Origin of the sequence: Kitasatospora sp. MBT66 (assembly GCF_000710405.2) — a bacterium.
GTDB lineage: Bacteria > Actinomycetota > Actinomycetes > Streptomycetales > Streptomycetaceae > Kitasatospora > Kitasatospora purpeofusca.
Genome location: NZ_JAIY01000003.1, coordinates 705,737 through 721,129 on the forward strand (window position 1 = coordinate 705,737; position 15,393 = coordinate 721,129).

General features: G+C 73.6%; 13 protein-coding genes. 7 read left to right on the forward strand and 6 right to left on the reverse strand.

Annotated features, from left to right (window positions below; genetic code table 11):
- Positions 1–100: 100 nt before the first annotated feature.
- The gene (locus BI06_RS05180; protein ID WP_233290013.1) at positions 101–850 is read left to right on the forward strand and encodes a FadR/GntR family transcriptional regulator; all 750 of its coding nucleotides are present in this window, start codon (positions 101–103) and stop codon (positions 848–850) included.
- 75 nt (positions 851–925) lie between these two features.
- On the opposite strand, the gene BI06_RS05185 is transcribed toward BI06_RS05180, so the two are convergent.
- The 4 genes from BI06_RS05185 to BI06_RS05200 form a co-directional block, all read right to left on the reverse strand.
- The gene (locus BI06_RS05185) at positions 926–1,225 is read right to left on the reverse strand and encodes a DUF4193 domain-containing protein (RefSeq protein ID WP_030395238.1); all 300 of its coding nucleotides are present in this window, start codon (positions 1,223–1,225) and stop codon (positions 926–928) included.
- Positions 1,226–1,659: 434 nt separating this feature from the next.
- Positions 1,660–2,097 carry a VOC family protein gene (locus tag BI06_RS05190; protein ID WP_051740253.1) on the reverse strand — a complete coding sequence of 146 codons (438 nt, stop codon included), beginning with the start codon at positions 2,095–2,097 and terminating at the stop codon, positions 1,660–1,662.
- Positions 2,076–2,726 carry a suppressor of fused domain protein gene (locus BI06_RS05195; RefSeq protein ID WP_078880192.1) on the reverse strand — a complete coding sequence of 217 codons (651 nt, stop codon included), beginning with the start codon at positions 2,724–2,726 and terminating at the stop codon, positions 2,076–2,078. The genes BI06_RS05190 and BI06_RS05195 overlap by 22 nt, the downstream gene beginning before the upstream one ends.
- A gap of 71 nt (positions 2,727–2,797) precedes the next feature.
- The gene (locus BI06_RS05200) at positions 2,798–5,716 is read right to left on the reverse strand and encodes a BTAD domain-containing putative transcriptional regulator (protein ID WP_051740254.1); all 2,919 of its coding nucleotides are present in this window, start codon (positions 5,714–5,716) and stop codon (positions 2,798–2,800) included.
- A 377-nt stretch (positions 5,717–6,093) separates the two neighbouring features.
- Here BI06_RS05200 and BI06_RS05205 point away from each other — a divergent pair, with 377 nt between their 5' ends.
- From BI06_RS05205 to BI06_RS05220, 4 genes are all read left to right on the forward strand, one after another.
- The gene (locus BI06_RS05205) at positions 6,094–6,753 is read left to right on the forward strand and encodes a hypothetical protein (RefSeq protein WP_043465435.1); all 660 of its coding nucleotides are present in this window, start codon (positions 6,094–6,096) and stop codon (positions 6,751–6,753) included.
- An 81-nt stretch (positions 6,754–6,834) separates the two neighbouring features.
- On the forward strand, positions 6,835–7,395 hold the full coding sequence (locus BI06_RS05210; RefSeq protein WP_030395233.1) for an RICIN domain-containing protein: 561 nt from the start codon (positions 6,835–6,837) through the stop codon (positions 7,393–7,395).
- Between the two features lie 122 nt (positions 7,396–7,517).
- A complete protein-coding gene (locus BI06_RS05215) occupies positions 7,518–8,318 on the forward strand; it encodes a class I SAM-dependent methyltransferase (RefSeq protein ID WP_051740255.1) in 801 nt (266 codons plus the stop codon).
- Between the two features lie 41 nt (positions 8,319–8,359).
- A complete protein-coding gene (locus tag BI06_RS05220; protein WP_030395231.1) occupies positions 8,360–8,896 on the forward strand; it encodes a hypothetical protein in 537 nt (178 codons plus the stop codon).
- Between the two features lie 62 nt (positions 8,897–8,958).
- Here BI06_RS05220 and BI06_RS05225 read toward each other — a convergent pair whose 3' ends face one another.
- On the reverse strand, positions 8,959–9,744 hold the full coding sequence (locus tag BI06_RS05225) for a VOC family protein (protein WP_030395230.1): 786 nt from the start codon (positions 9,742–9,744) through the stop codon (positions 8,959–8,961).
- Between the two features lie 107 nt (positions 9,745–9,851).
- A complete protein-coding gene (locus BI06_RS05230; protein WP_043465437.1) occupies positions 9,852–10,649 on the reverse strand; it encodes a bifunctional 2-polyprenyl-6-hydroxyphenol methylase/3-demethylubiquinol 3-O-methyltransferase UbiG in 798 nt (265 codons plus the stop codon).
- Positions 10,650–10,921: 272 nt separating this feature from the next.
- Between BI06_RS05230 and BI06_RS05235 the strand changes: the two genes are divergently transcribed.
- Together BI06_RS05235 and BI06_RS05240 are read left to right on the forward strand one after the other, a co-directional pair.
- On the forward strand, positions 10,922–13,114 hold the full coding sequence (locus BI06_RS05235; protein WP_051740256.1) for a protease pro-enzyme activation domain-containing protein: 2,193 nt from the start codon (positions 10,922–10,924) through the stop codon (positions 13,112–13,114).
- 339 nt (positions 13,115–13,453) lie between these two features.
- Positions 13,454–15,393, forward strand: a 1,940-nt coding sequence (locus BI06_RS05240; protein ID WP_051740257.1) for a glycoside hydrolase domain-containing protein, incomplete at its 3' end; no start/stop codon positions are given.

A 15,393-nucleotide genomic window follows, 5' to 3' on the forward strand; every position in this document is an offset into this window, starting at 1 on the left:
GAGCAGCATCGTTCCGGCTCAGCCGGGGCCACGTCAAGGGCCGACACCGAGAACGGGACGGAACGGGGTCCGACACCCGCCCGTAGGTACGATTCCGGGCGTGGACCTGGACCAAGCACGTGAGCAGGCACGGCTCGATTGGCAGGCCGGCGCGATCTTCCGCCCGGTCCGCACCGGCAACGCCTTCGAGGAGACCGTCGAACGGCTCCTCCAGGCGATCAAACTCGGTGTCTTCGGCCACGGCGACCGGCTGCCCGCCGAACGGGACCTCGCCGCACGACTCGGCGTCAGCAGGGAGACCCTGCGCGAGGCGCTCCGCACCCTCCAGCAGGCCGACTGCGTCGAACCCCGCCGGGGCCGCTACGGCGGCACCTTCGTCACCTACCGGATGCCCGCACCCGACGTCGCCGACCTCCGCCGGGCCGCCCGGGACCTCGGCGGCGCGCTGGAGGACGCGCTGACCTACCGCCAGGTCCTGGAGACCGGCGCCGCCGAGGCAGCCGCCCGCCGCACCCTCACCGCCGACCAGCGGGCCCACCTGGAGCGCCGCCTCGACGACCTGGAGGACGCCCCGCCGGACCGCTACCGCCAGCTCGACTCGCGCTTCCACCTCGCCATCGGCGAACTCACCGGCTCCCCCACACTGGCCGCGGCCATCGCCGAGGCCAGAATGCGCCTCAACGACCTCCTCAACGCGATCCCCATGCTGGAGCGGAACATCGAGCACGCCGCCGAACAGCACCGCGCCATGGTCCGGGCGATCCTCACCGGAGACGGCGACGCGGCCCGCCGCGCCACCGAGGAACACCTCGCCGCGACGGCCGCACTGCTGCGGGGCTTCCTGGCCTGAGGCTCCCGCCCCGGACCGGGCCCGGGCCGGCCGCGCGACCCTGGGGTCCCGGCCGGCCCGGACATTGCGCCCGGGTCAGGAAGCGCACTCCCGGCAGATCGGCCGGCCGTTCTTGTCCTCACCCGCGAGCTGCGCGCGGTGGTGCACCAGGAAGCAGGTCATACAGGTGAACTCGTCCGCCTGGAGCGGCACGACCCGCACGGTGAGCTCCTCACCGGACAGGTCGGCACCCGGCAGCTCAAGGCCCTCCACGGCCTCGGGCTCCACGTCCACCGAGGAGCTCTGCTTGTCGTCCCGCTTGTTCTTCAGAGCCTCGATACTGTCGTCGCGTCCCTCGTCGCCGGTGTCGCGCGGGGCGTCGTAGTCGGTTGCCATGGTGCTGTCTTCTCCTTGAGCGTCGCTTCCGGCATCGCATCGTGCCATCTGCCGGCCCACGGAGCATCCGCCGCACGCAAAAGCGCGGCCGATCCCACCCGTGGCGCCCCACCATCTCATCCGCCGCACCGCGGGACGCGCGAAGCCCCACCCATGATCCACCCATCGGCCGACCCGACCGCCGAATCCGGGGTCAGGACCGCACGCCCCGACGCCCTACCTCGACCGCCTGTGCGAGCCGAACGGCGACCGTCGTCGGCCCGGCACCGCCCGGGACGAAGGTGATCAGGCCGACCCCGGACGCTCCCGAGGTCGACATCCCCGCGAACAGGAGCATCGCCACCGGCCTGCCGAGGATCGGGCTCCGTCCACCATACCCTTCGACCCCGGACTCTCGACGGCGTTCAGCAGGGCGCCACCCGGTCCCGTAGTGATCAGTCCGCTTCCGACGCACTCATCGCGACGAGTTCGACCTCGAAGCCGTCGTCGTTCTCCAGGTAGGCGGCATGGACCTCCTCACCGCCGGCGTGCGGGTGGCGATCGGGGAACATCAGGTGCCAGCCGTGCCGACGGGCCTCCGAGGCCAACTCCTCCACCGTGTCCGGCCCGTCGACGTGGAACGCCAGGTGGTTCAGACCCGGCCGGCAGCGGTCGTGCCGGTCGGCGGTGAGGGCCGGCGACTCTTCGACGACCAGGTAGGTCGCTCCGAGGCGCCAACTGCGCCCCCTGCTCCAGTCCTGGAACACCGAGTACCCGAGGGCCTCCAACAACCACCCGAACGAGGCCGTGGCACGCTCCAGGTCGGGAACCCAGAGCTCGACGTGGTGCAGCATCCCGCTGACGGGCCTCTTCACGCCCCCACCGCCGAGCATGCCCCGGCCGGAAGGCTCGGCGTACCGACGGGCGGGCCGGAAGCCGGTCGGACCGCGGAAGCCCGCTCGGGATCCACCGGGTCGATCCCGTGTACGTCGAAGAGCTGCTCAAGTGCTTCGAGGCCGTGTTCGCGCCGGAATGCCATCTCGTCCGCCGTCACCGGGAGAGTCCAGAGGATACGCGCGTGGCCGTCCGGCAGTGGGCAGCGTTCGAGCTCCGGCCCATGGAGGTAGGGCAGACTGACGAGCAGATGGTTGCAGTGGGACCCCGGAATCCACGGCTCGCCGATCGGCAGGCTGTGCCCGAGGTCGAGACGGTGTCCGGCGTGGTAGTACGCGATCCTCGCGAGAAGCTCGACGAAGCTCTCGTCCTTCGCCGGAGCGGTCAGGACGAACTCCAGTCCGTGCCCATGGTTCTCCACAGCGGACCAACAACCGGCCGTGAGGTATGTCCAGCAGTTGCCGCGCGGCCCCGGACCGACCGCGATGATGCGGAGGCCGGGCACCTCGTCCTGGCGGCCGGGCCCGGGATCGTAGTCATGGGCCTGAACCTCGTGACCCGCGAAGAAGCCCCGAACGTGCGACTCGACGGCCGCCACGGCCTCGCCCCTGCGCTTGACTTCGAACATGCCTGCGATGATCTCACGGCCCCGAAACACCGCTCGGCGGACAGGCCCGGGCAGGGGCACAACCGTCGGGGTCACAGCTTCGGTAGAACATCGGTCGGGGTGTCGGGTGGGGTGAAGCCGAGGGAGGTCAGGAGGGTCACCGGGGCCCGGTAGTGGGCGGGGAGTCGGCGGTAGAGGTCGAGGGCGGCGGTCCAGGAGCGGCGGGCGGCGGCGGGGCGGCCGAGGGTCTGCTGGGCGGCGGCGAGGCCGGCGAGGGAGTTGGCCTGCTGGTCCGGGAATCCGGTGGTGCGCCGGCTGACGGCCAGGGAGCGGGCGAAGTAACGCAGGGCCTCGTCGGGGCGGCCGGCGGCGTAGTGGGCGATACCGACGACGTTCCGCAGGGAGCAGCCCAGGATGCCGTCGTGGAGGCCGAGTTCGGGGGCGAGCAGCCGCTCGGCTCGGGCCCGGGCGGCGTCGAAGCGGCCGAGGAAGGCGTGGACCGAGGCGAGGCTGACCTCGCACAGGCGGACGGTCCAGTCGTCGGCGTCCGGTCCCTCGGCGGGGAGGAGCCGCAGGGCGTCCTCGAAGTGGTCGGCGGCCTCGGCGTAGTCGCCGGAGAAGAAGCGGAACGCGCCGAGGTTGGCCTGCACCTGGCCCTCGACGGCCGGGGATCCGGCCGCGCGGACGTGGTCGAGGGCCTGTTCGTAGTGCCGGAGCGCCCGGGGCAGGTCGCCGACGGTGCTCCAGGCGTGGCCCTGGTCGTTGAGGGTGCGGCCGGTGGCGAGGGGGTCGTCGAGGCGGCGGGCGGCGGCGAGCGCGGTGCGGCCGAGGGCGAGGCGTTCGGCGTGCCGGCCGGAACGGTGGAGGTACGGCCACACCAGGGCGGGGAGCTGCCAGGCGACTTCGTCGTTGCGGTGCGCGAAGGCGTGGCCGACGGTGGCGAGCAGGTTGGCGCGCTGTCCGTCGTACCAGCGCAGTGCCTCCTCCGCGCCGTCGAAGGCCGTGGTGCGCAGGCCCTCGGGGGGCGGCGGCAGAGGCACCCGGGGGCGGCGCGGGGCGAGCAGCGGAGCGGTGGCGGCCGCACTCTGGTGCAGGCACCAGGCGTACCAGCGGTCCCGGGCGCGGGCGCGGGAGCGCTCGCTCTCCTGGTCGGCGCCCCGCTCGGCGGCGAACAGCCGGACCAGGTCGTGGAAGCGGTAGTGGCCGGCGGCGTGTTCGGTGAGGAGGTGGGAGTTCGCCAGGCGGCGCAGGATGCGCGCGCACTCGGCGGCGTCCTGGCCGCCGACCACCTCGCCGACGACCTCGGCGACGGGCGCCGAGAGGACGACCGCGGGGCTCAGCGCGAGCAGCCGGAACAGCCGTGCGGCGGGCTCGTCGAGCGCCCGGTAGGAGAGCGCGAAGACCGTGCGCAGCCGGACGGACGGGCCGTCGCCGTCGGCGTCGAGGACGTCCAGACGGGTGCCCTCGGCCGCCAACTCGGCTGCGAGGCCGGTGAGATCGTGGTGCGGACGGTCGCGCAGCCGGGCGGCGGCGAGGCCGACGGCCAGCGGGAGGTGGCCGCAGGCGTCGAGCAGCCGGGTGACGGCGTGTTCGTGGGCCGCGACCCGTTCGGCGCCGAGGACCCGGTGCAGCAGTGCCCGCCCCTCGGCCGGGCTGAAGTCGACGAGTTCGATCCGCTCGGCCCCTTCGCGGACGACGAGGCCGGTGAGCCGGTCGCGGCTGGTCACGACCACCGCGCAGCCCGCCGTGCCGGGCAGCAGCGGGCGGACCTGTTCGGCGTCGAGCGCGTTGTCGAGCACGATCAGGACCCGTCGGCCGGCCAGCGTGGTGCGGTAGAGCGCGGCCGCCTCGTCGAGCCGACCGGGTACGTCCTCGGCCGGGACGCCCAGTGCCCGCAGGAACGCGCCGAGGACGGCGTGCGGGTCCTGCGGGCCGGCGGGCGACCAGCCGTGCAGGTCGGCGAAGAGCTGGCCGTCGGGGAAGTGCTCCCGGGCGCGGTGCGACCAGCGCACCGCCAGGGCCGACTTGCCGCCGCCGGGGATGCCGGTGATCACAAGAACGGACGTCGGGGGCGGGTCGCCCGCGACGGCGGGCGCGGCCAGGTGGCGGTCCATGGCCAGGAGTTGGGCGGTTCGGCCGATGAAGGAGGGGAGGTCCCAGGGCAGTTGGGCCGGGCGCGGACACGGCCGCGGCGGTGCGGGCAGCACTCGGGCGGACGCCACCCGGGCGGGCGGGTCCGCGGGACGGGGCTCGCCCCGGGCATCGCCGGCCGCGCCCAGCAACTCCCCCTGGAGGGCCCGCAGCCGGGGCGAGGGGTCGAGACCGAGCTCCTCCGCGAGGCGGTCGGCGTACCGGCGGTAGGCGGCCAGCCCCTCCACGTGCCGGCCGCACCGCGCCAGGGCGGTCAGCAGGTGCCGCACCAGGCCGTCGCGCAGCGGGAACGTGACCACCAGCTCGGTGAGTTCGGCGATCGCCAGCTCGTCCCGGCCGGCCGCCGACTCGGCCTCGTAGAGCCGCTCCAGGGCGGCCATCCGGCGCTCCTCCAGGCCGGCCGCGACAGCCGAGAGGGCCCGGCCCGGCAGGCCGTCCAGGGCGGGTCCGCGCCAGAGCGCCAGGGCCTCGCGCAGGCGCGCGACCCGGTCGGCGCCCGGCTGCGCCGCCGCGTCCACCAGGGCGGTGAACTGCTGGACGTCGACGCGGACTTCGGGTCCGGCTCCGGTGAAGAGGTAACCCGGTCCGTCGGTGCGGATCGGCGACACCCCTCCGGGGCCAACGCCGGAGCCACCGCCGAGGACGCGGCGCAGCGCGCCGACCATGTTCCGGACCTGGCGGTCGGCGGTGGCCGGCGGGGAGTCGTCCCAGATCGCGTCGACCAGCCGGGAGACCGAGACGATCCGGCCGGGATGGGCCACCAGACAGGCCAGCAGGGCCTGTTGGCGTCGGCCGCCGACGGCGAGCACGGTGGAGTCCGGGGCCCGGACCTCCAGTGCTCCCAGGATCCTGAACTCCACTCCCGCCCCTCCGCCGGATAGTCCGTCCGCCCTCGCTCGGCCCTCGCCCTCGACCCTCGACCCTCGCCCGGCACCCCTCGACCGACCCTCACTCGGCCTTTGCCCCGCCTTTGCCCGGCCCGCGTACGCGGCCACGGGTCGCGCACCGAGCGTCAGGTTCGTACACCCGACGGCCCGGCAGCGCCATCCTCACCCGGACGCCGGGCGGTGTCCATGGCGCGCCAGGTACCCGTGATGTGTCCACCGTGATCAGCTGATGACGAAATCGTGACGGACTGAAGCAGGGTTCTCTCCGAGCCGGACAAAATCCGCCCAGCACCTCGACGGGCGCCGCACCCGGCCGACTCAGTTCCGGAGAGTCCAGAGAGGGAGCCCCCATGAACCCGAACCCGACCCCCCGTCCGCGCACACTCCTCCGGGCGATGGCGTCGACCGCCGCCGTCCTCGCCGCCGTCGGTTCGCTCGGCCTGGTCAACGCCACCGGTGCGGCGGCCGCGACCCCGTCGGGAGCGCCGAGCGGCGTCTGCAATCCGGCCGTGGACAAGCCCGTGCAGGACATCCTCAACAGCAAGGTCGAAGCCGTCGTCACCGACTTCTCGGCGATCAACGTCGCTCCCGGCACCACCGGTCAGCGCTACCAGACCCTGACCCGGGTCGACACCGTGACCACCACGGTCAACCGGAACACCGAGATCTCGGCCTCCGCCAGCTTCCTGTTCTTCAAGGTGTCCGCCACGGTCGGCTTCTCCGTGCAGACGACCACCTCGTCCACCACGACCACCACCGCCTCCAACACCTGGAACTTCAACCAGCCCGGCTACTACGGCCTCTACCGGGGCACGCAGAAGGTCTCCGGCGAGTACGTGGAGTACACCTGCGCCCGCGCCGGCGCCATCGGCTTCTGGCTGAACACGACGCCGAACGGCAAGGGCACCTTCACCACCTTCGGGTACCCCGAGGAGGGCACCGTGTCGTGCGCCTCCCCGGAGGCGGCCGGGACGCTGCGCAACGCCGCCCGGCAGCGGCTCGCCTGCTGACCGCACGCTCCAGGACCGGACCGGACACATCCGGACGCCGCGCACCCTTCCCCACCCCCCAGCTGTGAAAGCGAGTTCACGATGTCCGTATCGATCCGCCGACTGACCGCGCTCGGCACCACCGCGATCCTCGGCGCCCTGACCCTCGCCGCGGCCCCGCCCGCCTCGGCCTGGGACACGGGCAGCAACTACACCTGCGACCCGATCCTCTACCGCATCAAGGCCGCCAACCGCCCGGTCTTCAACGAGCTGGCCCTGACCGTCGCCCTGTCCCGGGGGAACCACGGTTCGGTGATCCAGTACCAGTGGAGCGGCGAGTCCAACCAGAAGTGGCAGGTCTGCCGCAAGCCCATGTCCGACGGCACCCAGCAGGTGGTCTTCCGCGACGCCTGGCGCCACTGGTGTGCGGACGTCGACCGCGACGGGAGGGACCCCGGCGTCTGGCTGATCACGGTCGGCTGCGACGACAACTACGTGCCCGACAAGCAGAAGTTCACGCTTCTCAACGTACCCAACACCAACTACACCGCGATCCGGACGGTCAGCTCGGGCAAGTGGCTGGCCGCCCAGAGCTTCGACACCAACGGCAGCCAGGTCGTCCTCAGCGACACGCCCGACCTGTGGGTGCTGGAACTCGCCTGACCGAACCGCCGCCGCCGCGGCCGGCATCCCGTCCCGGGCCCCCGCACCCCCGGACGGGGACCGGGCGCGGCTGCGGGCAATTCCGGCACCGCCACGGCCCCGGTCGTGCCAGGATGCTCGCCATGACTGCTCGCGCACTGGGTTTCGGCGTCGTCGCGGAGGCCTACGAAAGGTTCCGGCCGGGGTACCCCGAGGAACTCGTCGACCTGGTGACGGCGTACGCGGGCCGACCGGTCCGGACGGCGCTGGAGATCGGCGCGGGGACGGGCAAGGCGACCCGGCTGTTCGCCGGGCACGGCATCACGGTCACGGCCACGGAGCCCGACGCCGGGATGCTCGCCGAGCTGGACCGGACGGCGCCCGCGAATGTGACGACCGTACGGGCCGCGTTCGAGGACCTGCGGCCGGGCGGGACGTACGGCCTGGTCTACGCGGCGGCGGCCCTGCACTGGACCCGCCCGGACGGCCGGTGGCCGCGCGTGGCCGCGCTGCTGGAGCCGGGCGGGGTGTTCGCCTCGTTCGGCGGCCCGGTCCAACTCGCGGACCCGGCTGTCGAGGAGGCCGTGGGGGCGGCCCGCGCGCCGTTCCTGGAGAGCGACGACGTTCCGTCCCCCGACGGCACCGCGCCGGACGCGGCGATGCAGTGGCCGGGCACGGAGCTGGAACGGTCCCCGTTGTTCGAGGACGTCCGGCAGGCCGTCGTCGAGCGGCGGTGGAGCATGAGCGCCGCCGACTACCTCGGCTATCTGTCGACGGTCTCGGCGTACCTCCAACTGCCGCAGGCGGACCGCCGACGGGCCTTCGAGGCGATCGAGCGGGCCCTGCCCGGGACGGTCGGGATCGACGCCGACATCGTCGTCCACCTCGCACGGCGCCGGTCCGACCGAGCCGGTGAACCGTCCGATACTCGATCCAGACGGTAACAAAGGTTGTCGAGATGGATTTCGGTAACTAGAGTTGTCGCATGGCTTCTATCGAGATCACTCCCGAAGAGCGGGCCGAGCTGGCCAAGGCCCTCACCGACGCCCTCACCCCCCTCGCGGCTGCCATTCGCTCCCGCCAGTCGGGCCTGTCCCCGGCCCGGATGTGGGACGCGGACCCGCTCGAGGTGACGCTGTCCGTCCTCGCCGCCTGGAAGGTGGTCGACACCGAGGTCAAGGAACTGACGGCGCTCGCGGCCGCGACAGCCGGCTCCTACGGCGCGACCTACGAGCAACTGGGCGCGGTCTGGGGCATGACCCGCCAGGGCGCGCGCAAGAAGTGGCCGGACGCGGTTCCCCGCCCCGCGGCCGCCGGAGCGCGGGGCGGCTCGTCGCTCGAACTGTTCGGCGGGAGCGCGGAACTGACGCAGGACCAGCTGTCCGGCGGCTGGGCCTGGAAGGCCGAAGGCGCGGACGGAACGCGCGGCGCCGCCGAGGACGGCACCTGGTACGCGACGAAGGAGGAGGCCGCCGCCCATGCCGGCGCCTTCCTGCGGGAGCACGTCGCCGTGCTCCCGTAGGCCCGTCCGCCGACCCCGACCCGCCGGAACTGGGCGGCAGCCCGGGGTCGGCCGGCCCGGGGTCAGCCCGCAGCGCTCCTGAGCACGGCGAATGGGGCCCCGAACGGGTCGAGGAACATCGCCAGGCGCCCCACTCCCCCGGCGTCCATGGCGGGGATGAGGACGGTGGCGCCGAGCTCCTGGGCCCGGAGCAGCGCGGCGTCGCAGTCCTCGACCTCGAAGTAGGGGTGCCACTCGGAGGTCGATCCGGCGTCCAGGTGGACCTGCTGCAGCTGCAGGATGCCGCCGTGCGGGGCGCCCCCGCCGCCGGCCGGCCCGACGGTGCTGTAGACGAGGCCCCCGCCCATCGGCCGGTCCGTGCCCTCCCAGCCCAGGACCCCGCCGTAGAACGTCCTCGCGGCCGCGCCGTCGGTGGTGTAGAGCTCGACCCAGCTCACGCTGCCGGGCTCGTTGACGAGATCCAGGCCGTCCGTGTCGCGCGGTTCCCAGACGGCGAACTCGGCACCGGTCGGGTCCGTGAAGCCGGCCATCCGTCCGGCCGTGAAGACCTCCGCCGGCGGGAAGCGGACGACGCCGCCGGCCGCCTCGACGGCCCTGGTGGTGGCGTCGGCGTCCGTGGTGCGGAAGTACACCGTCCACGCGGAACTCGCGCCCTCCTCGGTCAGCGGGCCGACAGCGGCCACCGTCCGGCCCTCCTTCCGCAGGAAGCCGTAACCCCCGGCCTCCGGCCCGGCGGAGGCGAACTCCCAGCCGAACAGGCCGCGGTAGAAGGCGGCGGCCGCGGCGACGTCGGGCGTCCCCAGGTCGAGCCAGTTCAGCCCGCCCGGGAGCTGCGTGGAGGTCAGCATCTGATACTCCTGTCGTCGGTGGTCTCCCCCGGGGCCGAGCGGGCCGCGGAGCCTGTCACGAGCCTGGCAGCGGGCGCCGCTCCGCCCGGCGCACCGACCCCGCGGGGTCAGCCGTTCGGCCCTGCCGGACGCGGACGCGGGCGGCGGGCGACGGCGAGCAGGTGGAGGCTGGCGACGAGCAGCTCCGGCCGGGTGTCCGCGAACCGCGCTGCGGCGAGGGCGGACTCGAGCGCCCGCTCGCCGAGGTCCTTCGTCCCGGTCCGGCGTTCCTCCGCCCGCAGCGCCTCGAAGGCCGGTCCGTGCAGCCCGTGCAGCGAGACACCCTCCAGACCTGCCCGGTGGGCCTCGGCGGGGAGTTCGGCCGGGTCGTGGTAGTAGGTGGTCGGGCCGTCGCGGCGTACGCGGAGCCCGGTGGCCGCGATCTCCAGCGCCGCGGTCGAGTGCAGGTCCAGCAGCTTGGCGTAGCGGTTGAGCGCGGCCGCGGCGACCGGACCCCCGGGCGCGACGACCCGGTGGGCCTCCCGCCAGGCGCGGGCACGGTCGGCGGCGTCCGGCAGGTGGTAGAGGGGGCCGAGCAGCAGCACCGCGTCGAAGGAGCCGTCGGCCAGGTCGAGGGAGCGCGCGTCGCCCACCTCGGCCGGCAGTCCCTGCGCGCGGGCCTGCCGGACGTGCCGCTCCACCGGGTCGACCACGAGCACCCGGTAGCCGCTGTCGGCGAGCAGCCGGGCGTGGACGCCGGGCCCTCCGCCGACGTCCAGGACGGAGGCGGGCGGGGGCGGCAGGTGGGCGCGCAGGATCTCCTGGGTCCGCATCAGTTCGACCGTCCCGACGGTGCGCCCGGAGGTGAGGCGGCCGGCCTCGTCGCCGTCGTCGTAGAAGGCGGTGATGTCGGGCAGGAGTGCCACGTCGACCTCCGACGGGGAGAGCGGGAGAGCCCTGGCGCGGGACAGCGGGACAGCGGGACAGCGGGAGAGCGGTAGCGCGGGCCGGCGGATCCGGCCATTCACTGTATAAGTCCTGGCCAGCTGCGATGTACACAGTTGACTGTTCTTTAGCAACGAATTGCTTGACCATGAGCCAATTCGATCGACTCCTCTGTCATGTTCTAGCCAGCGTCCCAGATCCCGGAACGCCATAGCCCCAAGCCGGCCCCCACAGCCGGCCGCAGGAGGATCCCTTGCGCCCCCGTACCCTCACCCTCGCCGCCGCGATAGCCGTGCTGCCGCTCACCGCCGTCCCGCTCGGTGTCTCCACCGCACAGGCCGCCGCCCCTCACGCCGCCCCGCGGGTCACCCTTCCCAACACCCTCAACCCGGCGGTGGCCCACTCGGAGAAGAAGGGCGACATCCCGGCGGAGCAGCAGATATCCGTGGCCGTCAGCCTGAAGCTGCGCGATGCCGACGCGCTGGAGCGCTTCCTGGCGGCGGTCGGCACGCCCGGCGCGCCGGAGTTCGGCAGGTATCTGACGCCGGAGCAGTTCACCGACCGGTTCGGGCCGACCCAGGCCTCCGTCGACCAGGTCCGGGCCTACCTGACCGCCCAGGGCCTGACGGTCACCGAGGTGAGCGCCAACCGCCAGGTGGTCAACGCCCGCGGCACCACCGCCCAGGTCTCGCAGGCCTTCGGCACCCACGAGAGCGCGTACGTCGACCCGCAGACCCAGCGGTCCTTCTTCGCCAACGACGCGGCCGCCTCCGTCCCGTCCGAGCTGGCCGCCACCGTCCAGGGCGTCAGCGGTCTGGACAACCACCCGGTCCGCCGGACCCACCTGGTCCGGCCGGGCACCCCCGCCTCCGACGTCGCCCCGGGCGCGACCCCCGGTGCCGTCCCCGGCGCCGTCGCCGCGAGCCCGAGCGGACTGTCCCCCGCCCAGTACACCGGGGCCTACAACCTCAACCGGACCGGCGCCGACGGCACCGGCGTCACCGTGGCGCTGTGGGAGTTCGACGGCTACAGCAAGTCCAACCTGACCACCTACGACTCGCAGTACGGCCTGTCCGGTCCGGCCGTGTCCACCGTGTCGGTCGACGGCGCGAACTACGACTCGCGGCCGGGCGACGGCCAGGGCGAGGTCGAGCTGGACAGCGAGATCGTCCGCGGCGCGGCGCCCAAGGCCACCCAGCTCGTCTACGAGGCGCCCAACAGCGACCAGGGCGAGATCGACATGGCCAACAAGATCGTGTCCGACAACCGGGTCTCGGTCATCTCCATCTCGTGGGGCTCCTGCGAGCCGGACACCACCCCGGCCTCGATGACCGCCGTCGACAACGCCTTCAAGCAGGCCGCCGCCCAGGGCATCTCGGTGTTCTCCGCCTCCGGCGACGACGGCTCGCGCGACTGCACCCGCTCCACCAGCGGATCGACCGTGAAGGCGGTCGACTTCCCGGCCTCCAGCCCGCACCAGACCGGTGTCGGCGGCACCAACCTCAAGGTCTCCGCCGGCAACGCCTACTCCTCGGAGAGCGCCTGGAGCACCGCCGGCGGCGGCGTCTCCACCGTGTTCGCCAAGCCGAGCTGGCAGACCGGCACCGGGGTCAACGGCACCATGCGCACCGTCCCGGACGTCTCCTCGAACGCCGACCCGCAGAGCGGCTTCGCGATCTACACGGCCGGCGGCTGGCAGGTCTACGGCGGCACCAGCGCGGCCGCCCCGCTCTGGTCCGGCTACGCGGCCCAGTTCAACCAGAAGGCCAAGGCCGCCGGGCAGCCGGTCCTGGGCGAGGCCGGTCCGCGGCTGTACGCGCTCGCCAACAGCAGCAGCTACGGCACCACCTTCCACGACGTGACCACCGGCTCCAACCAGGACTTCCCCACCCGGACCGGCTACGACCAGGTCACCGGCTGGGGCAGCCCGGTCGCCGACGCCCTGACCACCGCCCTGCTCGGCGGCACCACCACCCCGCCGTCCGGGGGCTGCACCGCCGCCCAGCTGATCGGCAACGGCGGCTTCGAGACCGGATCGGCCGCCCCGTGGACCGCCTCCAGCGGCGTGGTCGACAACAGCGCCTCCCAGGCGGCCCACTCGGGCGGCTGGAAGTCCTGGATGAACGGCTACGGCTCGGCGCACACCGACTCGATGTCGCAGACCGTCTCCGTCCCGGCCGGCTGCAAGTCCGCCTCGCTCACCTTCTGGCTGCACGTCGACACCGCCGAGACCGGCTCCACCGCCTACGACAAGCTGACCGTCCAGGCCAACAGCACCACGCTGAAGACGTACTCCAACGCGGACGCGGCGGCCGGCTACACCCAGCGGACGCTGGACCTCACCTCCTTCGCCGGGCAGACGGTGACGATCAAATTCACCGGCACCGAGGACTCCTCGCTCCAGACCAGCTTCGTGGTCGACGACGTCGCGCTGAACGTCGGCTGAGCCCGAGCCGGTAGCAACCCCCACCACCCCCCGATCCCCCGCCGGGGCGGCGCCGTCAGGGCCCGCCCCGGCGGTGCTGTCGGCGGGGCGGTGTCCGATCGCACACGAATCGTCCCGGTCCGGCGAAGCCCCCGACGGCGCCCGGGCCGCGCCCCGGTGGCGCACGGGGACGATTCCTCCCACGTGAACGGGTGTACACGGAGGGGCGTTTGGGCGGCCGACGGGCGGACGGGGGGAAAGGGTGTCGATCATCCGGCCCGGAGCTGGATATCGTGGCGGGCGATGCCGCGTCGCCGACTTCCCGGCGCGCGGTCTTACGCCATGTCAGGAGAGATCTGGGTGAAGTCCCGAATCACAGCGCTCCGCAGCGCCGCAGCCGTCGCGGCGGCCGTCCTCATGACGGCGCCCGGCGTCGGCTCGGCCGGAGCCGCGCCTGCCGGGGGGCCGGACACCAAGGCGGTGACGTACCAGGGCCACGTCTTCCAAGTGCCCTCGACCTGGGCGGTGGTGGACCTCGCGGTCGACCCGCAGGCCTGCGTCCGTTTCGACCAGCACGCCGTCTACCTCGGCCACCCGGGCGACCAGCAGGTCTGCCCGCCGCGACTGATCGGCCGCACCGAGGCGCTGCTGGTCGAGCCCGCCGCCGCGGCGGCGCCGGACCGGGAGGGCTCCAACCCCGTCGCACACACCGTCCGGGCCAACGACGGCGTCGTCGCCGTGACCGGCACGTACGACACGGACCAGGCGCTGGTGCGGCGGATCATCACCGGCGCCGGCCTCGTCCCCGCCCCGCAGCACCAGCCCGCGCCGACCCCGGCGCCCGCCGGGTCCGGGTCCCGGACGCCGGTCGCGCCGCGCTCCTCGGCGGCCCAGGCCGCTCCGGCCGACTCCGCACCGGCCGACTCCGCGCGCGCTGCGGCTCCGGCCGCCGCGCCCGCTGCTGCACCTGCTGCCGCACCTGCTGCCGTCGCCGCGATACCCGCGTCCGCGACCAACTACACCGGCAAGGGCTTCGACGCCTGTACGGCGCCCTCCGGTGCCGCGATGAACGCCTGGATGACCTCCTCCCCCTACCGGGCGGTCGGCATCTACATCGGCGGGTCGAAGCGGGCCTGCGCCCAGCCGAACCTCACGGCCTCCTGGGTCCAGCAGCAGCAGTCCGCCGGCTGGGCCTTCATGCCGCTGTACGTCGGCGTGCAGGCTTCGAAGATCACCGCCCCCGCCACCGAGGGCGCCAACGCCGCCGCCGACGCGGCGGCCCAGGCCCAGAGCCTCGGCTTCTCCCCCGGCGCGGTCCTCTACTACGACATGGAGGCCTACTCCACGCCGCAGTACACCGCCCCGGTGCTCGCCTTCCTCACCGCCTGGACCAACGAGCTGCACGCCTGGGGCTACAACTCCGGTGTCTACAGCAGCAGTTCGTCCGGCATCAAGGACCTCGTCGCCAACGCGGGCAACAGCGCCTACGCCATGCCCGACGCCGTCTTCAGCGCCAACTGGAACGGCCGGGAGGACACCGAGGACCCCTGGATCCCGGCGGGCTACTGGTCCAACCACCAGCGCGCCCACCAGTACGCTTCCCCGCAGGCCCCGGAGAGCTGGGGCGGCTATTCGATCGGGATCGACCAGGACTACCTCGACGTCCAGCTGAACGGCGCCCCGCCGTCGCAGTCCTCGGGGATGTTCCTCGGCGTGCGCCAGAGCTCGGGCAACTGGCCCGGCTTCAACCCGCTGACCGGCGGGGCGGGCATCTTCCGCGGCTCCGAGGTGGCGATCGCCGGGCTGCCCGGCGGCTCCTCGCAGGAGCTCGGCATCGGCCTCGACGGCCTGCTCTACCACGGGACCCGCGCCGCGAACGGCGGCTGGGGCGGCTTCGCCGCGCTCCCCGGCAACGGCACCCCCACCATGGCCGCGCGACGGGCCGCCATCGCGGGCCTGCCGGACGGCTCCTCGCAGGTGCTGGCCATCGGCGGTGACGGCAACGTCTACCACCGGACCCGGTTCGCCGACGGCAACTGGTCCGGCTTCGCCGCGCTCCCCGGGATCGGCACCCCGACCATGTCGGCCGGGGACGTCGCCATCGCCGGGTTGCCGGACGGCTCCTCCCAGGTGCTGGCCATCGGCAACGACGGCAACGTCTACCACCAGACGCGGTTCGCCGACGGCAACTGGTCCGGCTTCGCCGCGCTCCCCGGTGTGGCCACGCCGCAGATGGCGGCCGGCCGGGTCGCCATCGCGGGCCTGCCGGACGGCTCCTCCCAGGTGCTGGCCATCGGCGG